Here is a 23,524-nt window from a genome sequence, read left to right as displayed (position 1 = left end):
ATCACGTGTATTTCTTCTCGTCGCTCGAATTGGCGTGCTTGTCCACACCAACGTTCACCTCACGCCAACTGCCAGCCAAATGTAGCCTGGCACGCTAGGCCGCGTGCCTGTGTGCGTCGAGGCACCTAAAACGTGCCTGCCGACAGCTTGTACAGAATAGGTACAAACCATTGTGCTCGGTTGTTGAAGTCCGCAAGAGGGTAGCTGTCGGCCCATGAGGGGTCGGAGGGATCATTCACCATCACCTGAGGACCCGACGCCGTAGTCACGATCCCATTCACAACGATGATGTGGTGGCCTCCACGCTGGTTGTTGCCGGCGTATATCCAGACCCAAAGCGGGCCGCACCGAAGGAGAGTGTTTGCATAGTCTTTTTTGTCCCGTTGAGAGAGGAGAATGTTGCTGGGGCGCGAATTCAGACCGCACTCATTTGCAAAGTCCTGCACTAAGGCTGCGGACAGACCTTTGTTTAAGAAGTACCGATTGAGAGAAGCGATGCTATTGGTGTCAGTTATCATCGAGGTGGCTGAACGGTAGGCGAGAAGCATCTGCGCGGCAGCCAGCCAGCAGGACATTTCCTTACTTTGCTTCATCATGGGGACTTGCAGAACTACGTCGTCCTTTTGTGGTGCAAGTGCCATGGTTCTTACCTCGTAATGCGTTACGGGTGGAGCATTGTTACAGGAAAGCACCGAAAACGGAAGATGTTTTGGTGCTTCGTTCGCATATCTCTCCACACGTCAGCAGGCGCTTGGCACTTGGGGGGGCCTTTTACCCCCTTCACAAAGACAAGCCGTTTGCCCGGCCTGTCAGCCACTAAGGCGGGGCCGTGGGCACCCCTAGCTCGCGTGACATGCTGCGCTGCCCGCTGCTGTGTCCCTCCCGCTGTGCAGGGTCCGCAGGGTCCGCAGGGGCTGCCGGGGGCGGGGCAGGGGTCGTGACTAGTAGTCATGGCCTACTGACGAGAAACCCGGCCTCCTTCATGGGGACCGGGTTCGTTTTGCAGCATCGAAGTTTGAGCAGCCGAAGCACTCCCTGTTGCGCCTGTATTTAAGCGGTGGTCCTGAGCACTTTCCTGAAGCGCAAAGCCGGCCAGTTCGATTGACAATACTGACCGCATGATGTAATGACCCTTCCGTCTGCGCTTATCCGGCGCAGGCATCACCAGGGCATGCAGATCCGGTACTGCCCTTGAGAGCAAACCGACGCGGCGGGCGTATCTCCCGCCACCAGATGGTGCACCATCTGGTGTTCAACGTTTCGGTTGTAGAGTGGGACTGAGCGACCCCGTTGGTTGATTGGGTCTGTTAAACCACTCCTCGGACAGCAGGCATGCTGCTCCATGTTTTCGGGCCTCGTAAGGGCCTGGGAACTCCGCCCTGGTGAGGCGGTCGTTCGTAACAACCCAGCTTGGGTGTTGCGGGTGACCGCGTATGTCCGATGACACCGGCCCTGCACACCCTCGCGCCTTGCGAGGACCGCTAGATGACCACTCTTTCTCTGAACGACCGCGTTAACCAGTTCTCTAAGCTGGTTGTGGAAGACAGCAGCAGCCGCGCTGACTTCAAGGCCGCCGAGAGCAACTTCGATACCAGCAGCCGCGCGCGAACCTACGCGATGCTGGCTGATGCCCTGGCAATTCTGAGCGACTACCTCTTCACCACCGAAGATAAGAAGGTCGCTGAGCTAATTCGGGCTTACAACGAGCGCCAGATTGCCCAACCCAAGCCGCACGAGAACCCGTTTTTTTCTGGCGTGAAGATGCTCTGGGGCAGCTTCCACGAGACGGAGACTGTGGACTATTTGGAAGTGAAGCGGAGGAAGTTCATTCCTAACTCCAGCGCAAACAAGTACGCCTATGCGTTGCGCTGGCTCTACGAGAATGATGTGCCGGACAGGGAGATTGTCGCTCGCATCGAAGGCTTTAAGGGCAAGATGCACGGTATCATCGAGGCTGATAAGGCCGCGCATCGTTCTGACAGCGATAAGGCTGCCCGAGTTCAGAAGAAGGTGGAGGAACTGACCAACCCCGCGCTCAGCATCAGCGATGCGGTCGAGGACCTGCCCACGCCCGTGCTGGAGGACCTGAGCAAGATCAACTACGTGCTCGCCGCTCTGCGTAAGGCTCCCAATGGCGAGTGGGTGCTGATGGAGTTCGTGAAGGGCAGCGAGAAGGACGCGGAGCGTGTCGTCCGCAAGCTCGCTCAGGATGCTCTTCGTGCTGAGGACAAGACAAAGCCCAAGGTTGAGAAGGTGGTGAAGGCCGCAAAGAAGACTGGCAAGCGCGGGGCCAAGAGCGCCGCCTCACAGTCTCCCGCAACTGTCTGATCCACCAACCGCCTAGGGACACGGGGAGGGCCAATAACCCTCCCCGTGCTGCTGCATGACACCGCGTGAACTCACGATACTCAAGATCACTTTGGAAGATTACATCGAGAAGGGGCAGCCTGATCCGCTGGACAAGCCGAGCAAGGCGTTCAACCACCTGCTCTCCAGCGCGGCCATCAAGAAGATGGAGGAGCGTGTCGCTGAGTTGAATGCGCTCCGACTGCATTTCTGGAAGGAGGCCAAGACGGAGAACAACAGGTCAGCGACCTACTGGTATGAGGAGGACAAGGCGCATGCCAAGCAGGATTTGGAGCGTTGGCAGACCGTGATGGTGGAGTTCCCGCATCAACTCTATCTTCGCGCTTACATGACTGCACTGCGAGCGTTCCATCGGTGGAGTGAAATGCCGAAGACTGAGAGGCAGGCTTACACTTGGCCGGGTGAACCTCTCAACATCAAGCGCATGCCTGAGACGGCAGAAGAGCTAATCGAGCGGCTGCCCTACTTCGACAAAGCGCGGTGGAGCAAGGATCACGACTGGGACAGGTGCCGACAGCCTGCAAAGACGGCCGCCATCGAGGCACTGGAAGAACTAATTGCGGCAGGGGAGCGGGAGCTAGCGCAGCAGCAAGCACCAGCGCCCACGTTGGAACCGCCACCGCAGCGGGTAGTGGTTGAACCAGCCAAGCCCCGGATGCGACCCGCGAGGTCCAAGCGGAGAGACAAAGAGGAGGAGCAGCGTCGGAGGGCGGAAGCTGCCGCGCGGGAGTATGAAGAGGAATACCGGGCATGGCGCGAGCAGCAGGATCGGGACTTGGAGGCTTCCGAGCGCTCTTTGGCTGAGGCAACTGAACGTTCCAGGCAAGCCGAGGAAGAGCTAGAGCGCACGCGTCAGAAGTTTCGCCGTCTTTGTGATGATCTGAATGCGCAGTCCGGCAAGCGGTTTGCGCTTCGTAAGCTGGAAGAGGAGCACAAGCAGGCGGTGGCCGAGTTGGATGCCTTGACGGTTGATGCACCACCTGTTGAGCGGAGCAGGGTTGCGTACCGGAAGGCGGCTCTGAATTACCAGCTTCACAAAGGCGGTGATGCTGCACTCTTCTCCGAAGCACAACGCGAGTTGATGCAGGCGCAAAGCGACATGCTCGCCTTGGAAGAGGCCGAGCGGCAAACTAGCTGACGCCGCCCATGGAGACGGCCTTGGACAGTCCAAGGCCGTCTCCTATTCGGCAGCCAGGGCTACCATCGTGCCGTTGGACTGGAGGGCATGCCACACGCCCCGCACATTGAATGCCACGTCCTCGACCTCGCCCCGGACCACCCGGAAGCGCAGGCTGTCATCGGCCAGTGTCACGTGAGCTACCTTGTCGCGGTCGAACTCGATGCGCCCGATCACGCTGCCCATCATGACCATGAGCCGGTTGCGGGCCGGTAGGCAGATGTCTAGGTCCGCACTGCGTGAAGCGGCCTCTAGCTCATCAGCCTCGCGGATCATGTCACCGATGAGGGTGGTGCCCTTGCTCATGGCGATCCGCCTTTCCAGGTCGGCTTTGCGATCCTCCCAGCTGTCCAGTTCACGGCCCAGCTCGCGGTAGGCTGTGCGGATCGCTACACTGTCCTCTTCGGCCAGCATCTCGCTGAGTGCGTCGAACCTCTTCTGCTTGCGCGCATGCTCGTCAGCCAGTCCGGCCAGCTGCTCGGTCAGGGCGCGGGCCTGTGCGTTCTCGCCAGTCTGCTGTTCCCAGAATGCCTGACGGAACTTGAGGCCAGCCAGCACGCCCTTCTCGATCTGGTCGATGTCTGAGTTCACCCGGTTGGTGCAGGTGCCAGTGCCGCGTTCAACAGCACCGCACTTGAAGTAGTTGTACCTCTTGCCGCCTTTGACGTGGTGATGCAGGCGAGGGGGATTGCCGCAGTGGTGGCAGAAGACCCGACCACGGAAGATATTGCCCACCCTGCCGTCTTTGCGACCACCTCCCGTTTTGTCGTTCTGCGCTCGCACGGCGTGGACGCGGTTCCAGAGATCATGCGAGATGACCGCAGGGTAGTAATCAGCGATGGGCTGCACACGGCTGTCAGGCTTGTAGACGCCGGGGCTGACCTGCTGGCGTGGGTGGAACTCGCCCAAGACACTGCGGCTCTTGAGGATCTTGCCGATGGTGCTTGGCTGCCAACCAGGCTCCGTGCCCTTGCTGTGTGTCTTGCCGGTGAATGTCGGAACGCGCTCCGCATTCAGGATGCCTGCCAGCTTGACCATGCCCGTGCCCTCGTCGGCAGTCATGGTGAAGATGCGCTTCACGACGGCCACGCGATCCGGGATCAGGTCCCAACGCTTGCTCGTGTCGTTCCAGCGGAGCCACTTGGGGCCGCGAGAGGTGAGGGGCTTGTCGCGATTGTCACTCAGCTTCGCCCGCTTGTTGGCCCATGCGTCGCAGATGCGCCGCGACTTGGTTTCGCTCTCTTCGTTGGCGCGTGACATCACCATCAGGCTGCCCATCAGCAGCAGGGGTTGATCGCGTACTGTCTCCCAGGAGTAGAGGCGGCGATCAGTGAGCGTGACGATCTCGATGCCAGCTTTGAGCAGTGCCTGGAACTGCGTGAGCGCATCTAGTGGATGGGCGCGAGATATACGGTCCAAGCTCTCGACGATCAGCACGCTGCCACGTGGCACGCGACCTCCTTCGACTTCGCGGAGGAAGGCACCGAACGCACCTTTGCTGACGTGATGACCCTTGTATGCGGACAGCCCTTCATCCTTGAGGCTGTGGTCCAACTCCCATCCCTGTTCGGCCGCGTAAGCTGCCGCCAGTTCCATCTGTCGCCGGATGGAGTTGCCCTTGGCTTGTTCGGGATTGGAGAAGCGCAGGTAGCTGTATGCGAGACGTTTGGCCATTGCAGCTTGTTCCGCTAGTGGAATGTCCGGCCTAGCGTCGCAGGCGCAAAGCAAGCAAGAGCATCCAGCATGCGCTGTACGGACAGGGGCCTAAGCTCTTGATACCACGACGCCCCCTGTGCCCGCAAACTACCTACCACTTGCAGGAGATGGCGGAATGGAAGCCCGGCGCGAATGGCGTACGGGATGATGCGCTGGACGCGGTGGCAGGCTGTCTCCTGGCCGAACCGGTGCGGATGCCGGGGCTTCCCCCGGTGGCGCGCGGCGCGTCCTGGCGCGGCTGACTCAGGCCGCGGTCTTCTTCAGCACCTCGGTTCGGTGCCGCTTCGCTCCGTCCTCGGTCATGGCGAAGCGGCCGGGGGAGACTTCCTGCGCGAAGCCCATCCCGCACAGCCTGCGCAGACAGGCCTCATCCGGCAGCCCGGCGGGGCGCGTCCCGCCATGCGTCAGGAACAGCCGGTGCAGGGCCGACCGGCAACAGGTCTCGAGATACGGCTCATTCCACATCGCCTGCACAAAGCACCCCTTCTGGCACCCCGGCAAGTCGGGGCGCCGCTCCGCGCGATCAACCCCGCACCCCCATGGAGGACCCCATGCCGTCCTTTAACCCCGATCCGCAATGGATCGCCGCCGCGGTGGAAACGCCCTTCATGGCGGTGCTCGCCTGGATGCTCCACTCCCTCCGCCGCAGCATCGCCCAGGGCGAGGCCCATCAGCCGGAGCGCGAAGCCGCCGACCATTCCCAGCAGCAGGCCGCCCTGGAGCGCACGCGCGACGATCTGGCCGCCTTCAAGCTGGAGGTCGCCCGCACCTACGTCCCTCTCTCCCTCATCAGGGACGTGGACGGACGCCTGACCGCTCATCTCATTCGCATCGAGCAGAAGCTGGACGAGGCCACCCGCGCCGCCCACAGCACCGCCGCCCAGATGCGCGTGCTCGCCGAGGACCGCTGACATGAACCCTGCAGAAACCACGGCCGAGACCTTGGCCCGCACCCTATACGCCGAGGCCGGCACGCGCCCCGTGCGCACCATCGAAGCCCTGGCGGCCCTCGCCATGAACCGCGCCCGCGCCGCCATGCCGCGCCCCATCCGCCAGCCAGGCGCCGCGCCCTTCGCCCCCGGCGGCCATGCCCGCCTGCCCGATCCCGGCCCCGGCGAGGTCCTGGCCGCGTGCCGTGACCCCTTCCTCTTCCCGGCCTGGAACCCGCGCCACCCGTCCCACGCCCTGCTGGCCTCTCCGCCCGAGGCGGACCCCGCGCTCGCCATGTGCCGCCGCATCGCCGCCCGTGCCCTGGCCGGCGCCCTGCCGGACCCGACCGGCGGCGCCACCCATTGGCACGGAGAGGATCGCCTCCCCGCCTGGGCCCTGGCGCACGACTCCATCGCCGAGATCTCCGGCCTGACCTTCTATCGCCTGGAAACCGGCGAGCGCCCGGCCCAGCCCTCTCGCCCCGCCCTGGTGGCCGTCGCCTGAACGGCTAGAAGGGCCGTATGGAACCCCTGATCCACACGCTGATGCGCGGCGCCGACTGGCGTGCCGCGCAGGCGGCCGGCGCCTATCATGGCAGCGCCGACGACCGCCGCGACGGCTTTCTCCACTTCTCCACCGCCGCCCAGCTCCGCGCCAGCGCCGCGAAGCACCGCGCGGGCGAGGCCGACCTCTGGTTGATCAGTGCTGAAAGCACCGCGCTCGGCCAGGCGCTGCGCTGGGAACCTGCCGCCGGTGGCACCCGCCCCGGCCTCTTTCCCCATCTCTACGCGCCCCTACCGCTCACCGCCGTTCGCGGCGCCGTCTTCCTGCCTCTGGGCACGGACGGGTTGCACCGCTTCCCCGCCTGGGTGCCCTGATCCCGGCCCTCAATGCGCGCCGCGCCGCTGCGCCATGATCCCCGCGAAAGCCACGATTGCCGCGCCCACCCAGACCCAGGCCGAAGGCCAGGTCCCCCAGAGCGCCACATCCATCACCACCCCGAAGATCAGCGCCGAGAATTCCAGCGGCGCCAGCCGCCCCGCGCTCGCATGGCGGAAGGCGGAAGCCAGCGCCACAGTGGCCCCGCCCGCGAGCACCCCATTCGCCGAAAGCGCGAGGGCATCCGGCCAGGACGGCGTCACCCATTCCAGCGCCGCCCAGGGCAGCAGCGCCGGCAGGGCAGGGCCCGCGCTCCAGAGGACCAGCCGCGCAAGCCCCGGCTCGTTCCGCAGGCTGCGGTTCATCACCAGCACCAGCGCATGGCAGGCCGTGCCCAGCAGCGCCCAGGCATAGGCGCCCCAGGATGCCCCGGCCGAAATCCCCGGCCACAGTGCCAGCAACACACCCAGGAACCCCACCCCACACCAGCCCCAGGCCGAGGCGGGAACCGCCTCCTTCAGCAGCAGGCGGAACATCGCCAGCAGCATGAAGGGCGCGGTGAAATACACGAGGTAGCCCTCGGCCAGCGGCAGGCTCCGCAGCGCCATGAAGAATCCGGTGCCGGAGCCCACCATGAAGCCCGCGCGCAGCAGCTGCGCCAGCGGCCGCCGTGTCTCCAGCCCGCCCCCCGCGCCCCGCCGCGCCATCCGCGCGAGCGCCAGCAGCCCCAGCAGCACCGCATAGCGGAAGGCCAAGACCTGGCTGACATGATATCCGCTGGAGAGCAGCTTCGAATTCGCGTCCAGCACCGCGAAGAGCGCCAGCGCGGACAGCAGCAGCACGGGTCCGCGCAAGCGGCGTTTCCTCCGGTTCCTCGCTGCCGCTTGTCCCGTGCCGGCGCCATGCCGTCAACGCGACCCCCGGCCGTGGGGTCCCGCCGCCCCTGGCCCTTCTCGCCGCACTGCGGCAAAAGCGGCGGCGATGCTTCCCGCCCTCGCCTCCGCCCTCATGCCGCTCGTCCGGGGCCTCGACCCGGAGCGCGCGCATGAGCTGTCGCTGCACGCTCTGAACTGGGGCCTCGCCGGGCGCGACCCGATGACGGACGACCGGGTCCTCGCCATCCACGCCATGGGACTCGACTTCCGCAACCCGGTCGGGCTCGCCGCGGGCTTCGACAAGAACGCCCTCGCCATCCTGCCCCTGATGCGGCTCGGCTTCGGCTTCGTCGAGGCCGGCACCGTCACCCCCCGCCCGCAGGAGGGCAATCCGAAGCCCCGCCTGTTCCGCCTGGAGGAGGACCGAGCGGTCATCAACCGCATGGGCTTCAACAATGCCGGGCTGGAAACCTATGTCGCCCGGCTCCAGGCCCTGCCGCGGCCGCTGCCCGCCGTCCTGGGTGCCAATATCGGCATCAACAAGGAGGGCGCCGAGCCGGAGCGCGACTACCCCGCGCTCTACCGCCGCGTCGCGCCACTGGCCGACTACGTCACCGTCAACGTTTCTTCCCCCAATACGCCCGGCCTGCGGGACCTACAGGGTGAGGCCCGCCTGGCCGCCATCCTGGACGCCACCCTCGCGGCACGCGCCGAACTCCGCCAGCGCCCGCCCGTGCTGGTGAAGATCGCGCCCGATCTCGCCGAAGCCGCCGTCGAATCTATCGTCCAGACCTGCCTGGGCCGCGACATCGCCGGGTTGATCGTCTCCAACACCACCATCGCCCGGCCGGAAACGCTGCGCTCGCCTTGCAAGGGCGAGAGTGGCGGCCTTTCGGGCCAGCCCCTCTTCCACGCCTCCACCGAACTCCTCCGCCGCGTCCACCGCCTGTCTCGCGGCCGCCTCACCCTGATCGGCGCGGGCGGCGTGGACAGCGGCGAGACCGCCTATGCCAAGATCAAGGCGGGCGCCTCTCTCGTGCAGAGCTATGCCGGCTTCGCCTATGCCGGCCCCGCCCTCATTCCCCGGATCCGCCGCGACCTCGCCGCCCTGCTGCGGCGCGACGGCGTGAAAACCCTGTCCGAAGCGATCGGAGCCGAAGCCTGATGCGCATCCTCGATAGCGTCGCCGAACTCACGGAGCGCTACCGCGGCTTCGTGCTCGATATCTGGGGCGTCGTGCATGACGGCCGCGCCGCCTTCCCTGGCGTGGCCGATGCGCTCGCCCGCATGCGGGAGAAGGGCGCCCGCATCGTCTTCCTCACCAACGCCCCCCGCCGCTCCTATGTCATCGAGGGTCAGCTCACCGGCTTCGGCATCGACCGCAGCCTCTATGACGGCGTGATGTCGAGCGGCGAGATCACCTGGCGCCTCCTGCGTGATCGCACCCATCCCTTCGTGCGGGACTTCGGCCCTCTCGCGCTGCATATCGGCACCGCCCGCGACCATTCCGTGGTCGAGGACCTCGGCGTCACCCTCACCGAGGATGCCGCGCAGGCGGACTGGCTGCTGAACACCGGCCCATCGCCCAATCCCGGCGCCACCTCCGTCGATCCGTACCTGCCGGCCCTCAAGGCCGCGCGCGCCCGCAACCTGCCCATGATCTGCGTGAACCCGGACCGCACCGTGGTGGTGGGCGGCCGGCTGCTCCTCTGCGCCGGCGCCCTTTCGGAGAGCTACATGGCCCTCGGCGGCCAGAGCCTCGAAATCGGCAAGCCGGACCCCACCGCCTATGACCCGGTGATGGAACTGCTGGACCTGCCCCGGGACCAGGTGGTCGCCATCGGCGACAGCCCGCACACGGATCTCGCCGGCGCCCAGGCCGCCGGGCTGGACGCCGTCTGGGCCCTCGGCGGCGTGGCCGCGGAACAGGGGCTGGCGGATGCCGATTCCGCCACCCTCGCCGCCCGGGCCAAGGCCGAAGGCGTCTCCCCGATCGCCGCGCTCCGTGGCCTGCGCTGGTGATAGCCTCTTGAAGGAAACACCCGGGGCGCGACCCCCGGCGCGCAAGCCCGCCCTTTGGCTGCTGGTGGCGATGACGGGCATCGGCCCCTTCACCATGCAGATCCTGATTCCTGCCCTGCCGCGTGTGGCGGCGGATCTCCGCGTGCCCTATGCGGTCGCGCAGCTCACACTCACCCTGTACCTGGTGGGCGTCGCACTCGGGCAGCTTCTCTACGGACCCCTGGCGGACCGCTTCGGGCGAAGGCCCGTGCTGCTCTGGTCGCTCATTCTCTATCTCACTGCCTCAGCCCTCGCGGCCCTGTCGCCAAGCATCGCCTGGCTCGAAGTCGGGCGCGTGGCGCAGGCCATGGGGGCCTGCTCCGGCATGGTGCTGGGCCGCGCTATCATCCGTGACGTGTGGCCGCGCGAGGAAGCCGCCAGCCGCATCGCCTATGTCGTCATGGCCATGACCCTGGCCCCCATGGTGGCCCCGATGGCCGGCGCGCTCATCGAGGAGCGCTTCGGCTGGCGCGCCACCATGATCGCCTGCCTCCTTTTCGGCGCACCACTGCTCATCGCCGTCTGGCGCCGCCTGCCCGAGACCCTTCGTGAGCCGCAGCCGCTGCCGGGGCTGCGCGGCATGGGCCTTGCCTATATGTCCCTGCTGCGGATGCCGGCCTTCCGTTGGATCGGCGCCGTGGGCGCAGCCTCCACCGGCGTGTTCTTCGCCTTCATGGCCGGCGCGCCGCAGGTGGTGGAGCAGTTGGGCTACGCCCCACGAGTCTTTGCCACCGCCTTTCTCGGCATCTCCGTCAGCTTCGCCCTGGGCTCCCTGCTGGCCGCGCGCCTTTCGACGCGGATGGGGATGGTGCGCATGCTCTCGGCCGGCCTGTGGCTCATCATTCTCGGTGCAGCGGCGATGCTGGCGGTGCAGCTTCTCCTGCCCCACAGCCTGGCCGGCTTCTTCCTGCCGATGATGCTGGTCGCGCTGGGCAACGGCATCTCCCTGCCCAATGCGGTGGCGGCCGCGATCAGCGTGCGCCCCGAGCGCGCGGGCACCGCATCGGGCCTGCTGGGCGCCGTGCAGATGGGCTTCGGCGCGCTGATGACCGTGGTGAACGCCACGCTGGAATCCGGCTCGGGCGTGGCCACCGCCTCGGTCATGGCCTTCTGCGGCGTGCTGGCCAACATCGCCCTCTGGGGCGCGCGCCGCCGCCTCTGACGCCCGCGCCCCGGTCGGGGGAGGCGCTCAGCGCCGGTCCGGATCGACCCGCTCGCCCACCCAATTCCCGGCGCGGTCCAGAGCGGCGCCGGTATTCCGCGCCGCGCCTCCCACCGCTGAGCCTGTGCGTTCGGCCGCCCGGTCCACCGAGCGCCCGGCGCGTTCCGCCGGGCCGCGATCGGCGCAGCCAGCCATGGCCAGCACAGCAATGGCGATGAAGGGCGCGATCAGGGGCAGGAGAGGACGATGCATCGGGCGCTCCGTCGGATGAAGGACGCAGCCAGGATGCCGCGGCACTTGCCGGTCCGCCAGCGGAACGCGCCTTGTACCCTTAGACGATCGGCGCGCCGGCCCGGGCTTCCTGCCAGGCGATGCGAGACAGCATGACAAGGGAAGCGCCGTAATAGTCGGTCGCCTGCGCGACGCGCGGCAGGTCGCTTATCTTCATGTGCCGCTGCTGCGTGGCGCAGGCCAGCTGCGCCACCGCCCGCACGCCCGCATGGCCCGGATAGGGCGCGGGGATGTTGCTGCGCAGGTCGGTCCAGGCCGGCAGGCTCTGGTTCTCCGGATCGGTCCAGAATTCCACGCAGGCCCGGAGCGCCGGATCCTCGTTCTGCCGCGCCCAGGCGAGGTAGAGCGGCACGCGCACCGCATCCCAGGAGAAGCGGGTGGGCCAGCCGGCCGCGAGGCGGGGCTTGAAGGTCGCCTCGCGCGAGAACTCGATCCAATCCGCCGGCAGGTTCCAGCGGCCGAACCGTGCCTCCCGGAAGATCGCCAGCCCGTCCGCGATCAGTCGGCGCCATTGCGGCCCCGGCACCACCTTCTCGAACTCCATCAGCGCCGGGAAGACGTAGTAGGACGGGTTGAGGATGACGTGGTCGCGCTTCTCGAAGCCCTGCACCGCCGGCAGCAGCACCAGCTTGCCGCCAACCTCCCGCGTGCAATGCGCCAGGACGTCGCGGCAGATCAGCGCCGCCTCCCGCGCCAGGGCGGGGCGCGCGAACAGATCGGCTCCACGCATCAGTGCCCAGGCGATCATGATGTCGCCATCCGTCGCATTGTTGCGGTCCGCCACCGCATCCACCGCGTCGCCGCGGTAGCGCCACGCGTGCAGGTTGTCCCGGCTGTGCCGGAGGTAGCGGCGGGTCCAGTCCAGGATCCTGTCGAAGGTGACGATGTCCCCTGCCTCGGCCGCGAAGAGCATCCCGAAGCCCTGGCCTTCCGTATGCGTCTCGTCGCCCTTGCCGACATCGAGCATGCGGCCTTCGCGGGTGACAAAGCGGCCGCGAAACTGCGCCCACTCGGTCTTCAGCTCGGCCAGCCATTCCGGCATTCCCTGCGCCCGCAGCGCGCCAGGCCCGGCCAGGACCGAGGCTGCGGCAAGGCCGAACAGGCCGCGCCGGCCGGGGCCGGGGGAGGAGGAGCGGGCGGACACGGCGGCATCGGTCTGCATCGCGGCGGGAACCTGCTCCTGGAGAGAAAGGTGTTTCTCCGGAATTATTCACCACGCGTTAAGGTTACATACAAGCCGAGTCTGCGCTCACGAGTGGTGACATTCTCGCCAGCTATCGGTCGGCGGATGGGTTGGTGCGGCGACTCGCCCATTGCCGGCGCATGCGCGTTGACCGCCCGGTATTCCAGCGGGCAACCTGCGCGGCGTGAGCGCTATTGACCCTGAAGTGGCCGGCCAGCTGGCGGCGGAACTTCCCCGAGATGTTTTCGTAAGCATCGTGCGGACCTTCGAGCAGGATCTTGCCCGGCTTGTCCGGCAGATGATCGACGCCGCCCGGGCTGGGCAGGTGGAGGAGTATCGCCGTGCCGCCCATGGCCTCGCCGGCGCGGCCGGATCCATCGGCGCCAAGTCCCTCGAGTCGCTGGCCCGCCAGGCAATGCGCTCAGATGACCGCACCCCGGCGCAGCAGATGATCCTCGGCATCGGTGATGCGGCGAAGGCTGCACTCGCCGAGCTGGCCGCCATGTCGGCGAAGGGCGGCCCCGCCTAAGCTGCGGGCGCGCCGACCGGTGGCGCCGGTCCGATCACCAGATTGAGCTGATCGCGCTGCACCGGCTTGGAAAGATAGTCGTTCATCCCGGCCTCGCGGCACTGCCGCTCGAATTCCGGCCCCACTGCCGCCGTCAGCCCGACGATCCGCGTGCGGCGGTTCAGCCCGTCGCTGCGGATCGCCCGCGTCGCCTCCAGCCCGTCCATCACCGGCATCTGCATGTCCATTAGGATCACGTCGAAGACCCTGGCGCGGCAGTGCTCCACCGCCTCGGCACCGTTCCCGGCCAGCGTCACCTCCGCGCCGAGCCGGGCCAGCAGCGCCTGCATCAGCAGCTGGTTGGTCGCATTGTCCTCCACCAGCAGGACGCGCCGCGGCCGCTCCTCCGCCAGTTCACGGCGAAGGGGAAGTTCACGCCCCGCCATCGGCGCCAGCGCCTGCAGCACTGCCTCCAGCAGCCGTCCCGGCAGTGAAGGCTTGAGCAACATGGCATCGACCAAGCCGGGCGGCGGCCCGCCATCGGGCATCTGATGCGCCTCCACCCCGAAGGAGCAGAGGACGAGGGCGGGATTGCCGAGCACTACCGCCTCCGCCCGGATCTGGCTGGCCAGCTCCAGCCCGCCCATGCCCGGCATGGAAGCGTCGAGCAGGGCAACGTGGAAGGCGGTGCCGCGCCGTGCCGCAAGCCGCAGCAGGTTCAGCGCCGCCGGGCCGCTCTCCGCCGCCAGGGCCGAGGCGCCGGCTGCGTTGAGCTGGCGCACCATCACCTCCCGGTTCAGCAGCAGGTCGTCCGCCACCAGGATGCGCCGTCCGGCAAGGGGGGAGGGGCGGCGCGCCGCCTGTGGCATCTTCCTCACCACGATCCAGAAGCGGAAGACGCTGCCGCCGCCCTTGCGCGGCGTCGCCTCGATCCCGCCGCCCATCTGCTCCGCCAGCTTGCGGCAGATCGCAAGGCCGAGGCCGGTGCCGCCATACTTGCGGCTGATGGACGCATCGGCCTGGGTAAAGCGCTCGAACAGTATCGGCACCTTGGCCGCATCCACGCCGATGCCCGTATCCGCCACCGAACAGGTCAGGCGCAGCGCACCCTCCTCGTCCTCCAGCGGCGTGGCGTTGATCGACACCTCGATCCAACCGCTCTCGGTGAACTTGATCGCATTGCCGACGAGGTTGAACAGGACCTGCCGGAAGCGCCCCGGATCGCCCAGCACCTGCTCCGGCAGCTCCGGCGGCAGGGAGGCGACCATCTCCACGCCCTTCGAGGCCGCGCGTGCCGCGAACAGCTCGACGATGGTCGAGATCTCATTCTCCAGCGTGAAGGGAATGTGCTCGTGCTCGATCATCCCCGCCTCCAGCTTGGAGAAGTCGAGGATGTCGTTCAGCACCATCAACAGGTGCTCGGCGCTGCCCTGGATCGTCTCGGCATAGCGGCGCTGGATCGGATCCAGGTTGGAATCCAGCAGCAGCCCGGTCATGCCGATCACGCCGTTCATCGGCGTGCGGATCTCGTGGCTCATCGCCGCCAGGAATTCCTCCTTCGCCCGCGTCGCCGCCCGCGCCTCGCCCTCGCTCTCGCTCAGCGCATCGCCTTGCGCCTTCAGCGCCGCGGCCTGGCGGGACATGAGCCACAAGGCGACGAGCATGATCGTGGCGACCGCGATGCCGCCGCCGATCAGCAGCGCGCCCAGCCGCTCGACCCCTTCGAAGGCCGCCGCCTTCCGCCGCGCCGCCTCGATCACCATCGTGCCCTGGCGGATGGTGGAAAAGGAGGCAAAGACATCCTGCCCGTCCTGGTCGAGCCCGGAGAAGGTGCCGCTGTCACGGCGCGGCAGGAAGTCGCGGAACAGCCAGGCGGAGGCATTGGCCTCGCCCACGCCGTCCACGCGCCCGTCCGATCGCGCGAGCAACAGCCCGCTCAGCGAGTGGATGCGGACGGTGACGCCGAAGGCCTCGGCATGCCGCCGCCCGACGGAGATCAGGTAATCGGGGTTCAGCAGCGCGATGGCCGCGCCGTTGAAGTCGCCGCGTTGCGTGCGCAGCCCGCGGGCGCGGGGGATGGACCACACGCCCGCCGCCTGGATGGCGCGCGCCTGCATGGCGGCAGATCCGCCCAGGAAGCGACCGGCTTCCGGCGCGCCCAGCCGCAGGGTCGGCCCGCCCAGGCGCAGCATGCGGAACCATTCCCGGTCCGCCACCGAGGCGCCGCGCAGGCTCTCCACCGTGGAGGCGGTGACGGTGCCGTTGGCGTCGACGATCAGCACGGCGCGAAGCTGCGGCACGTCGCGGATGCGGCCCGCCAGGGCGCGGGCGGTGTTGGCCGGATCGGCGTCGATGCTGCGCTCGGCCATGTCGAGCAGCACGAAGTCCACCGTCTGAATCGCGCGCGCGAGCTGGTCCGCCAGCGCCGCGGTCACGCCCGAGGTGAGGCGCTCCGCGTCATTCGCCGCCTCGCGCTCGCCGCGGTCGAAGAGGATCAGGTAGACGACAGCAAAACAGAATCCCACCACCAGGACCGTGGCGGCAAAGAGCCGCCAGGGACGTGGCGTTGCCGGCCGCGCGGGGCCCAGCTTCAGGACCCGCCGGAGCGGAGATGGGGTAGGGTTCATCGGGTGCACGACCGTCCCCACCATCGCAGGGCTGTCTCTCTTTTGCGAGACTGTATCGATACTTCGAGGCATTTTCCGACAAGTTTCGGAAACGCCTAGCGAATTATGCAACCCGAGGTAGAAATAGACCTTGGCTTCAGGACCACCGAACCTGCCGCCCACAACTGCCGGAGAGCCGAACCGAGGGCCGTCCGAGCCGGCACTGCCGCGCCATTACCCCTCGGAAAGCGACTCCAGCCAACGCCGCTTTCCGCCCAGCGCCACATGCGCCTCCCCCAGAGCCCGGGCCCGGATCACATCGCCTGCCGCCACAGCATCCAGCATGGCGGCGTGCTCGGCATTGCTCTCGCGCATTCCGGCAGGACGGGCGAGGGAGCGCTGGCGCGCGAGATGGCTTTCCTTCAGCAGGGATTCGTAGAGACCGGCCGCACGCCGATGCCCGGCAGCATCGTGCAGCGCCGTGTGGAAGGCCAGGTTGCGCGCATAGTAGCTGGCGGCATTCCCGGCCTCGGCATCTTCCACCATGGCGGCGACCTGCGCGCGCAGGTCTTCCAGCGTGCCGGGCGGGAGCGTTCCCTCCGCCACGCGCTGCGCCAGCCGCGCCAGGATGAAGCCCTGCAGCAGGGCGCGCATGTCATAGAGTTCGGCGATCGCCTCCGGCTCCAGCCGACGCACGCTCATGCCCTGGCCCGCCGGCCCCGCCGCCACCAGCCCGTCCCGCTCCAATCCGCGCAGCGCCTCCCGCAGCGGCCCACGCGAAAGGCCGAGGCGGGCGGCGAGCGCCACCTCGTTCAGCCGCGTGCCGGGGGCGATCTCGCCGGACAGGATCAACTGCTCCAGCGCCGCGCGCGCGCGTTCGGGCAGCGGCACCGGCGGGGGAAGTGTGTCCATGGCCCACGGCATCACGGAGGTGCCAGACCTGTCAACACCCTGTTGACAGGGACGCGCCAAGGCCGCAGCCTGACCGGAACGGAGGAACCAGCATGCTCGACGCCCCGCGCCCGATCCCAGCCGACGCGACCCCGAACGCCACCGCCGGCGGGGCTCTCTCCCGCTACACGGTGCTCGACCTCACCCGTGTCCGCTCTGGCCCGACCTGCGTGCGCCAGCTCGCCGACTGGGGCGCGAAGGTCATCAAGATCGAGATGCCGGAAGGGCTGGACCAGGGTGACCCGATGGGCGGCCCGCGCGGCGGCCCCGACTTCCAGAACCTGCACCGCAACAAGCGCGGGCTGACGTTGAACCTGAAGTCGCCCGAGGGCGTCGAGATCCTCAAGAAGCTGGCCGCCGAGGCCGATGTGGTGGTGGAGAACTTCCGCCCCGACGTGAAGGACCGCCTGGGCATCGGCTATGAGGAGCTCTCCGCCGTGAACCCGCGGCTGATCTACGCCTCCATCTCCGGCTTCGGCCAGGACGGCCCCTATGCGCAGCGCCCGGGCTTCGACCAGATCGCGCAGGGCATGGGCGGGCTGATGTCCATCACCGGCCTGCCGGGCCAGGGCCCCGTGCGCGTCGGCATCCCCATTGCCGATCTCTGCGCCGGCATCTTCGCCGCCCAAGGCATCCTGGTCGCGCTGCTCGAACGTGAAGTCTCGGGCAAGGGGCAGTGGGTGCAGACTTCGCTGCTGCAGGCCCAGGCCTTCATGCTGGACTTCCAGGCTGCGCGCTGGCTCCAGGCCGGCGACGTGCCGAAGCAGGCCGGCAACAACCACCCCACCAGCATCCCGACCGGCGTCTTCAAGACGAAGGACGGCCACATCAACATCGCCGCAACCGGCAATGCGATCTGGAAGCGCTTCACCCAGGCCGTGGGCGCGCCGGAATGGCTGGAGGACCCGCGCTTCAAGGACTCCAGCTCGCGCTCCGAGAACCGCGACGCGCTGAACGCGCTGATCGACTCCAAGATCGCCGAGCGCACAAGCGAGGAATGGGTGACGGCCCTGAACGAGGCCGGCGTGCCGGCGGGCCCGATCTACAGCATTGACCAGGTCTTCGCCGACCCGCAGGTGAAGCATCTCGGCATCGCTGCCACCTTCGACGATGGCGCGAAGTCGCAGACCTATGTGGCGCAGCCCTTCACGCTGTCCCGCACGCCCAGCCGCATCGCCAGCCACCCACCCGCCATCGGCGAGCATTCGGCGGAGGTGCTGCGCGAGGCCGGCTACCCAGAGGACCGGATCGCGGACTTCAAGTCCCGCCAGGTGATCTAGGCCGGGCGCGAGCCCGACCCGCAACAGGACAGGACTGACACATGCCCGACGCGCTCCCGCCGCCGAACCCGGCCCTCGGTACCGATAAGATGCTCTCCCGCAAGGAGGGCGGCGTCGGTTGGATGATCTTCAACAACCCCGAGCGCCATAACGCCGTCTCCATGGAGATGTGGGTCGCGGCGGAGCGGATCCTCAACGACTTCGCGGCCGATCCCGAGATCCGCGTCGTCGTCGTCACCGGCGCGGGCGGCAAGGCCTTCGTCTCCGGCGCCGACATCTCGAAGTTCGAGAGCGAACGTGGCTCGAAGGAGGCGGTGGACGCCTATCAGGCGCAAACCGCCAAGGTGTACGAGGCTCTCTCCAACTTTCCCAAGCCGACCATCGCGGCGATCCGCGGCCATTGCATCGGCGGCGGCAGCGCACTCGCCGTCTGCTGCGACATGCGGATCTGCACGGAGAAGTCCTCCTTCGGCATCCCGGCGGCCAAGCTCGGCCTCGGCTATCCGCTGCCAGGCATCCGCCGCCTCGTGCATCTCGTCGGCCCCTCCTTCGCCAAGGAGCTGTTCTTCACCGCCAAGCGCTTCTCCGCCGAGGATGCGCGCATCATGGGGCTGGTGAACCGCGTGGTCGCGGATGACGCGCTGGACGCCACCATCGCCGATTACGCCAACACCATCGCAGGCAACGCGCCGCTCACCGTCGGCTCGGTGAAGGCGATCGTGGCCGAGGCGCTGAAGGCCCAGCCGGACGAGGAACTCTGCAACCGCCTCGTCCTCGGCTGCTTCGCCAGCGAGGATTACATCGAGGGCCGCCGCGCCTTCATGGAAAAGCGCCCGCCCCAGTTCCAGGGCCGCTGAGATCCCGGGTGCCGCGCCATGCCGCGGTGCCCGGTCAAGTGCATTGAACCGGTCCCTCGGCAGACCCGCAGCAGACGGGCCCGGGGGCATCGACCGAGGAGGATAGTCCGATGCTTCACCGACGCACCCTGCTGGGTGCCGGGCTGGGAGGGCTTGCCCTTTCCATCCCCGCACTCCGCGCCCGGGCGCAGGCGCCCTGGCCCAACAAGCCCATCCGGATCGTGGTCGGCTTCGCGGCCGGCGGCGCCACCGATATCAGCACGCGGGTGATGCAGCAGAAGCTCGGCGCGCTGCTGGGCCAGCCCATCGTCATCGACAATCGTCCCGGCGCAGGTGGCAATTTGGCCACCGACCTCGTCGTACACGCGCAGCCCGATGGCTACACCTTCCTGATGGGCACGATCGGCGCGCTGGCGATCAACCCCACCCTCTATTCCAACCTGAACTTCGATCCGCAGGCGGACCTCGTGCCGGTCTCCATGGCCGGCAACGTGCTCAACGTGCTGGTGGTGCCGGCCGACCGCCCCTGGCGTAGCGTCGCCGACCTGATCGCGGCGGCGAAGGCGGCACCGGACACGATCACCTACGGCTCCTCCGGCGTCGGCGGCGCCGGGCACCTGGCGGGCGCGCTGCTGGACCAGATGGCCGGGGTGAAGACCGTCCATGTGCCCTATCGCGGCGGAGGGCCGATGATGACTGACCTGATGGGCGGCAAGGTAGACTACGCCTTCTCCACCGCGCCCACCGCCCTGCCGCAGGTGCAGTCCGGAAAGCTGCGCCTGCTGGCCGTGCCCACCGCGCAGCGCATCCGCTCGCATCCGAATACCCCGACGGTCGCCGAGACCCTGCCGGGCTATGAGGTGCAGAACTGGTACGCGCTGGTCGGTCCCAAGGGCCTGCCGCCCGCGATCGTCACCCGCATGAACGCCGCCATGCGGGAGGCGCTGGCCGATCCCACCGTTTCCGCCGCGCTGGAAGGGCAGGGGGTCGAGCCCATGCCAACCTCGCCTGAGGATCTGGCGCGCTTCATCCGCGAGGAAACGGCCAAATGGGCGCCCATCGTCCGCACCACCGGCGCGAAGGCGGAATAGGCGGAAGAAACTTGAATGAGGGGCCGCCATCCGCTGGTGATCGGCGGCTCCTCCGGGTCCGGCATGCGGCGCGCCCTCTATCGCGCTCCGCGGTCCTTCAGCCGGAAATCAGCCATGGCGACCCATGGCGTAGTGGATGGGAGTCTCCTCGCCGCGCCGCCGCAGGGGCTCGAAGCGGCGCAGCGGATCCCGCGCCGTCCGCGCGCATTCCTCTCCCGTGGCCCCACCGGCCTCGCCACGGCGCCGCAGCGCCTCCAGCCGGTGCAGGGAATTCCGGGCGTTCTTCGCACATTCCTCCCCGGTCACTGTCGCCGCGGGGGCCTCCGGCTTCTGCCGCCAGAGAAGAGCAAGCCGGGAAAGGGCCTTCGCATCCGTCCGCAGACGCCTGATCCGCCGTTCGAGATCATCGCCGTTCATGATGTCTCCTCTCCTGTCCGAAAGGCACGCCGGAAAGCTAGGACCCGCCGCCGCCCATTGAAAGGTCCGGCGCCCTATCCGTCCGGTCTGCGCCCTTCACTCGCCCACACTGCCGCGCAGGCACGGCAGACGCTCCCGTCACGCGGAGCGATCAGCCTCCGAGCCAGTTTCCGTGGGCGGTCCGGGCGGCGCCTTAGCCGTGCCGGCCTTCTTCCTGCGGCGCGCCGGCTTGGCCGCCGGCGCCGGGGTGAGCCCCGCGAAACCTGGGTCCAACTCGTGCAGAAAGCAGGCAGGCGATGCGTACTCGCCCGGCTCCTCACGATCGTCTCCGCCCATGTTCCGCTCCTCGACCCGCGGCACCAGCCGGCCCTGGACAGGCGTCACAGGACCGCCTTTCGGCACATGGGCACCGCCCCAGGCGGTTTTCACCCTCGGCCGCCCAGCCGCAACGCCAGCGTGGTCAGCTTCGTGATATCCGGCCCTGCGCTCCGCACCCCACCCATCGTGCCGCCGCCGAGCAGCGCCACGAGGCTGGACAACTCCACCAACTGCGCCGAACCCGCCCCAGCCGCATGGCTGGCCCCCACCACCCCGCCGAAGAGCCCGGCCAAGTCGAGGCTGGTCACGGCCTGGGCAGCCCCTATCGCGCGATAGGCCCCCACCGCTGCCGCCAGCGCCTGTGCGGGGATGGCCGGCCGATCTGGCCGGATGGTGGCCAAGAGGGCCGGGGCGGATGTGCCGCCATAGACCGCCGCGTCCCGCAGGATGCGGTCGAAGCCGGATTCCGCCGCATCCTCCGTCCGCAGCGCCGCCAGCGCATTGATGGAACGCGTCCCGGTGGCGCGGGCGGTGATCTCCAGCGCCGGGCTGTCGGTGATCAGGCCTGTGGGGCCCGTCTTTCGCGCCACCACCAGCAGGTCCTGCGCGCTGCCCGCCGGCCCGGCCTCGAACATCAGGGCGGCGAATTCCGCCCCCGTGAACTCGCTGCGCCCCGTCACCGCCTCGCCGTTCAGGATCAGCCTGCCGCCGCCGCTTCCGGAGGGATCGTCGCGCATCGCCACGCGATAGCTGGCGCCTTCGTCGAACACGCCGCCCGCCGTGTCGAACAGCGTGTTCATCGAGAACCGGTCACCTGCCGCCGCCGTGAAGTCGCCCGCGGCGGAGAGGCGCGGCGCCACCTGCCCGGCGAAGGGCGCATAGACGGCCGCATCCTGCGCGATGCGCGCATAGGCATCCTCTGGCGAGGCATCCCGCAGCGCCGGCAGCGCGTTGATCGAGCGCTCGCCCGTGACGGAGGCCGTGACCTGCACCGCGCGGCTGTCCACGATTCCCGTGCCATCCGCCTTCGCGCTGCGCGCCACCACCAGGATGTCCTGCGCGCCGCCCGTGGTGCCGGCCACGAACTGCAGCGAATTGAACTCCGCCGCCGTGAAGCCGATCCGCTGGGTCACGTCCTCCCCATCCAGCATCAGCTTCGCGCCCGAGGACAGGTCGGAATCCCGCAGCGCCACGCGATAGCCCGTCACCTCCACCGTCGCGCTGTAGGGCGAGGTGAACGGGTCCCGCAGCGCGTAGCGGTCGCCGGCGGCGGCGGTGAAGTTGCCCGCCGTGGACAGGCCTGGCGCCACCTGGCTGGAGAGCGGCGCATAGAGCACGGCCTCCGACGCCACCCGCATGAAATCCGCATCTGCCGAGGCGGGGTCCACTGCCGTCCGCAGCGCCTCCGCCGTGTTGAGGGAGCGCGTTCCCGTCACCGCCGCGCGCAGCAGCGCCGGCGGGCTGTCGGCAATGGCGGTCAGCCCGCCGGTGCCGTCCTCGCGTCCGGCCCGTGCGACCACCAGGATCTCCTGCGCACCGCCCTCCGGCCCCGCGACATATTGCAGCGACAGGAATTCCAGCGGCGAGAAGTCGTGCGCCCCGTCACATCCGCCCCGTCCAGCAGCAGCCGCCCGCCGGACGGCCCACCCGGCTCATCGCGCAGCGCCACCCGGTACAGCGCCGCCTCCACGGTTCCACTCACTGGGAACAGGTCGCGCAGGGACAGGCTGTCCCCCGCCTTCACCGTTACCTCGCCGGGTCCCGACACGACTGGCGCCTTGCGCCCGGCCAGCGGCGCGAAGATCGCCGCCTCCTGCGCGATCCGCAGGAAGCCCGCATCCCCGTCCCCCGGATCGACGGGGCTGCGCAGCGCCGGCGCGGCATTGGCGGAGCGCGCCCCCGTGACCGTGGCGGTGATCTGCACCGCTGGGCTGTCCACGATATTGCGCCAGACCCCCGCCTCATCCTTCGTGCCGGCCCGCGCCACCACCAGGATCTCCGCCGCGCTGCCATCGGGACCTGCCAGGAATTGCAGGCTACTGAATTCCTCGGGAGTGAAGTCGATCCGGTGGGTGACGTCCTCCCCCTCCAGCATCAGCCTTGCGCCAGGGGCCGCCGCATCGTCGCGCAGTGCCACCCGATACAGCGCCGTCTCCGCCCCGGCGCTGAACAGGTCATGCAGCGCGAGCGCATCGCCCGCCTTCAGCGTGACATTCCCCACGGTCGAAAGGGCAGGGGCCTTCTGCGTGCCATAGGCGGCGAAGATCGTCGCGTCCTGCACGAGGCCGATGACATCCGCATCCGCCTCGCCCGGCAGTGCCGCCGTCCGCAGCGCCGCGGCCGCCTCGATGGAGCGGATGCCGGTGACGCAGGCGGTAATCTGCACGGGTTCGCTGTCCGCGATGTTACGCCAGACGCCCGCCGCATCCTTCGTGCCGCTGCGCGCCACCGCCACGATTTCCTGCGCACTGCCATCGGCGCCGGCGACGAATTGCAGCTCGTTGTAGTCCAGCGGATCGAAATCGGTCCGGCCCGTCACATCCTCGCCGCGCAGCACCAGCCGCCCGCCGCCATCCCCGCGCAGGGCCACGCGCATCAGCGCCGCATCGGGGGAGCCGAACAGCTCCCGCACCGAATAGCTGTCCCCCGCGCGGGCGGTGAAGGCGCCCGCGGGCAGGGGCACGCGGATGTCCACGATATCGGTGACCGCCGACCCACCCGTGCCACCTGCGGTGGAGGAAGTGGCCGGCGCGTAGCCACTGGGATAGCTCGTGTAGAAGGCGGCGGTGCCGCTGCTGATGGCACCCGCCATGGGCTTGCCTCCGCGAACCCCCGGAAGCTAGGGCCTGCGCCCT

At 68.3% G+C, this 23,524-nt stretch carries 23 protein-coding genes; 12 read left to right on the top strand and 11 right to left on the bottom strand.

Features of this window, described 5'->3' with window-relative positions:
* Positions 1-125: 125 nt before the first annotated feature.
* Positions 126-641 carry a papain-like cysteine protease family protein gene (locus tag GSE44_RS16730; RefSeq protein WP_159349970.1) on the bottom strand — a complete coding sequence of 172 codons (516 nt, stop codon included), beginning with the start codon at positions 639-641 and terminating at the stop codon, positions 126-128.
* Between the two features lie 844 nt (positions 642-1,485).
* Between GSE44_RS16730 and GSE44_RS16725 the strand changes: the two genes are divergently transcribed.
* Entirely contained in the window at positions 1,486-2,328 is an 843-nt protein-coding gene (locus GSE44_RS16725) for a hypothetical protein (protein ID WP_159349969.1), read from the top strand.
* A 55-nt stretch (positions 2,329-2,383) separates the two neighbouring features.
* Positions 2,384-3,505 carry a hypothetical protein gene (locus GSE44_RS16720; protein WP_159349968.1) on the top strand — a complete coding sequence of 374 codons (1,122 nt, stop codon included), beginning with the start codon at positions 2,384-2,386 and terminating at the stop codon, positions 3,503-3,505.
* Between the two features lie 42 nt (positions 3,506-3,547).
* Here the strand turns inward: GSE44_RS16720 and GSE44_RS16715 are convergent, their stop codons facing one another.
* Together GSE44_RS16715 and GSE44_RS16705 are read right to left on the bottom strand one after the other, a co-directional pair.
* A complete protein-coding gene (locus GSE44_RS16715) occupies positions 3,548-5,218 on the bottom strand; it encodes a recombinase family protein (RefSeq protein WP_159349967.1) in 1,671 nt (556 codons plus the stop codon).
* Positions 5,219-5,503: 285 nt separating this feature from the next.
* Positions 5,504-5,725 (bottom strand): hypothetical protein, encoded by a 222-nt coding sequence (locus GSE44_RS16705; protein WP_159349965.1) that lies wholly within the window; start codon positions 5,723-5,725, stop codon positions 5,504-5,506.
* Positions 5,726-5,811: 86 nt separating this feature from the next.
* Between GSE44_RS16705 and GSE44_RS16700 the strand changes: the two genes are divergently transcribed.
* From GSE44_RS16700 to GSE44_RS16690, 3 genes are read left to right on the top strand one after another with little or no spacing between them, the layout of a single operon-like run.
* Positions 5,812-6,171 (top strand): hypothetical protein, encoded by a 360-nt coding sequence (locus GSE44_RS16700; RefSeq protein WP_159349964.1) that lies wholly within the window; start codon positions 5,812-5,814, stop codon positions 6,169-6,171.
* Between the two features lies 1 nt (position 6,172).
* Positions 6,173-6,694, top strand: a complete 522-nt coding sequence (locus GSE44_RS16695) for a cell wall hydrolase (RefSeq protein ID WP_159349963.1) — start codon at positions 6,173-6,175, stop codon at positions 6,692-6,694.
* A 17-nt stretch (positions 6,695-6,711) separates the two neighbouring features.
* Positions 6,712-7,068 carry a DUF952 domain-containing protein gene (locus GSE44_RS16690; RefSeq protein WP_159349962.1) on the top strand — a complete coding sequence of 119 codons (357 nt, stop codon included), beginning with the start codon at positions 6,712-6,714 and terminating at the stop codon, positions 7,066-7,068.
* A gap of 9 nt (positions 7,069-7,077) precedes the next feature.
* Here the strand turns inward: GSE44_RS16690 and GSE44_RS16685 are convergent, their stop codons facing one another.
* Positions 7,078-7,923 (bottom strand): DMT family transporter, encoded by an 846-nt coding sequence (locus tag GSE44_RS16685; protein ID WP_235924896.1) that lies wholly within the window; start codon positions 7,921-7,923, stop codon positions 7,078-7,080.
* Between the two features lie 127 nt (positions 7,924-8,050).
* Here GSE44_RS16685 and GSE44_RS16680 point away from each other — a divergent pair, with 127 nt between their 5' ends.
* The 3 genes from GSE44_RS16680 to GSE44_RS16670 are packed head-to-tail and all read left to right on the top strand — an operon-like array spanning position 8,051 to position 11,167.
* Positions 8,051-9,109, top strand: coding sequence for a quinone-dependent dihydroorotate dehydrogenase (locus tag GSE44_RS16680; RefSeq protein WP_159349961.1), 1,059 nt, complete (start codon positions 8,051-8,053; stop codon positions 9,107-9,109).
* A complete protein-coding gene (locus GSE44_RS16675; RefSeq protein WP_159349960.1) occupies positions 9,109-9,966 on the top strand; it encodes a TIGR01459 family HAD-type hydrolase in 858 nt (285 codons plus the stop codon). The genes GSE44_RS16680 and GSE44_RS16675 overlap by 1 nt, the downstream gene beginning before the upstream one ends.
* A gap of 7 nt (positions 9,967-9,973) precedes the next feature.
* Positions 9,974-11,167 carry a multidrug effflux MFS transporter gene (locus GSE44_RS16670; protein ID WP_235924894.1) on the top strand — a complete coding sequence of 398 codons (1,194 nt, stop codon included), beginning with the start codon at positions 9,974-9,976 and terminating at the stop codon, positions 11,165-11,167.
* A 27-nt stretch (positions 11,168-11,194) separates the two neighbouring features.
* Here GSE44_RS16670 and GSE44_RS16665 read toward each other — a convergent pair whose 3' ends face one another.
* Together GSE44_RS16665 and GSE44_RS16660 are read right to left on the bottom strand one after the other, a co-directional pair.
* Complete coding sequence (locus GSE44_RS16665; RefSeq protein ID WP_159349958.1) at positions 11,195-11,419, bottom strand: hypothetical protein; 225 nt, start codon at positions 11,417-11,419, stop codon at positions 11,195-11,197.
* 79 nt (positions 11,420-11,498) lie between these two features.
* Positions 11,499-12,620, bottom strand: a complete 1,122-nt coding sequence (locus tag GSE44_RS16660) for a glycosyl hydrolase family 8 (protein ID WP_159349957.1) — start codon at positions 12,618-12,620, stop codon at positions 11,499-11,501.
* Positions 12,621-12,825: 205 nt separating this feature from the next.
* On the opposite strand from GSE44_RS16660, the gene GSE44_RS16655 reads away from it, so the two are divergent.
* Positions 12,826-13,170: an Hpt domain-containing protein gene (locus tag GSE44_RS16655; protein WP_159349956.1), complete on the top strand. Its 345-nt coding sequence runs from the start codon at positions 12,826-12,828 to the stop codon at positions 13,168-13,170.
* On the opposite strand, the gene GSE44_RS16650 is transcribed toward GSE44_RS16655, so the two are convergent.
* Together GSE44_RS16650 and GSE44_RS16645 are read right to left on the bottom strand one after the other, a co-directional pair.
* A complete protein-coding gene (locus tag GSE44_RS16650) occupies positions 13,167-15,776 on the bottom strand; it encodes a hybrid sensor histidine kinase/response regulator (protein WP_159349955.1) in 2,610 nt (869 codons plus the stop codon). The genes GSE44_RS16655 and GSE44_RS16650 overlap by 4 nt on opposite strands.
* 213 nt (positions 15,777-15,989) lie before the next feature.
* A complete protein-coding gene (locus GSE44_RS16645) occupies positions 15,990-16,667 on the bottom strand; it encodes a GntR family transcriptional regulator (protein WP_159349954.1) in 678 nt (225 codons plus the stop codon).
* A 92-nt stretch (positions 16,668-16,759) separates the two neighbouring features.
* On the opposite strand from GSE44_RS16645, the gene GSE44_RS16640 reads away from it, so the two are divergent.
* The 3 genes from GSE44_RS16640 (at position 16,760) to GSE44_RS16630 (ending at position 19,934) form a co-directional block, all read left to right on the top strand.
* A complete protein-coding gene (locus GSE44_RS16640) occupies positions 16,760-17,986 on the top strand; it encodes a CaiB/BaiF CoA transferase family protein (RefSeq protein WP_159349953.1) in 1,227 nt (408 codons plus the stop codon).
* 41 nt (positions 17,987-18,027) lie between these two features.
* A complete protein-coding gene (locus tag GSE44_RS16635) occupies positions 18,028-18,843 on the top strand; it encodes an enoyl-CoA hydratase (protein WP_159349952.1) in 816 nt (271 codons plus the stop codon).
* 110 nt (positions 18,844-18,953) lie between these two features.
* Positions 18,954-19,934 (top strand): Bug family tripartite tricarboxylate transporter substrate binding protein, encoded by a 981-nt coding sequence (locus tag GSE44_RS16630; protein WP_159349951.1) that lies wholly within the window; start codon positions 18,954-18,956, stop codon positions 19,932-19,934.
* 108 nt (positions 19,935-20,042) lie between these two features.
* On the opposite strand, the gene GSE44_RS16625 is transcribed toward GSE44_RS16630, so the two are convergent.
* From GSE44_RS16625 to GSE44_RS16615, 3 genes are all read right to left on the bottom strand, one after another.
* Positions 20,043-20,351, bottom strand: a complete 309-nt coding sequence (locus tag GSE44_RS16625) for a hypothetical protein (protein WP_159349950.1) — start codon at positions 20,349-20,351, stop codon at positions 20,043-20,045.
* Positions 20,352-20,776: 425 nt separating this feature from the next.
* The gene (locus GSE44_RS16620) at positions 20,777-22,189 is read right to left on the bottom strand and encodes a hypothetical protein (RefSeq protein WP_159349949.1); all 1,413 of its coding nucleotides are present in this window, start codon (positions 22,187-22,189) and stop codon (positions 20,777-20,779) included.
* Entirely contained in the window at positions 22,147-23,481 is a 1,335-nt protein-coding gene (locus GSE44_RS16615; RefSeq protein ID WP_159349948.1) for a hypothetical protein, read from the bottom strand. Before GSE44_RS16615 ends, GSE44_RS16620 begins: the two co-directional genes overlap by 43 nt.
* Between the last annotated feature and the right edge of the window lie 43 nt (positions 23,482-23,524).

Origin of the sequence: Muricoccus harenae (assembly GCF_009848505.1) — a bacterium.
In the GTDB taxonomy this organism is placed as follows: Bacteria; Pseudomonadota; Alphaproteobacteria; order Acetobacterales; family Acetobacteraceae; genus Roseomonas; species Roseomonas harenae.
The sequence above is the reverse complement of the archived record's forward strand: the minus strand, read 5'-3'. Positions and strand labels throughout refer to the sequence as shown.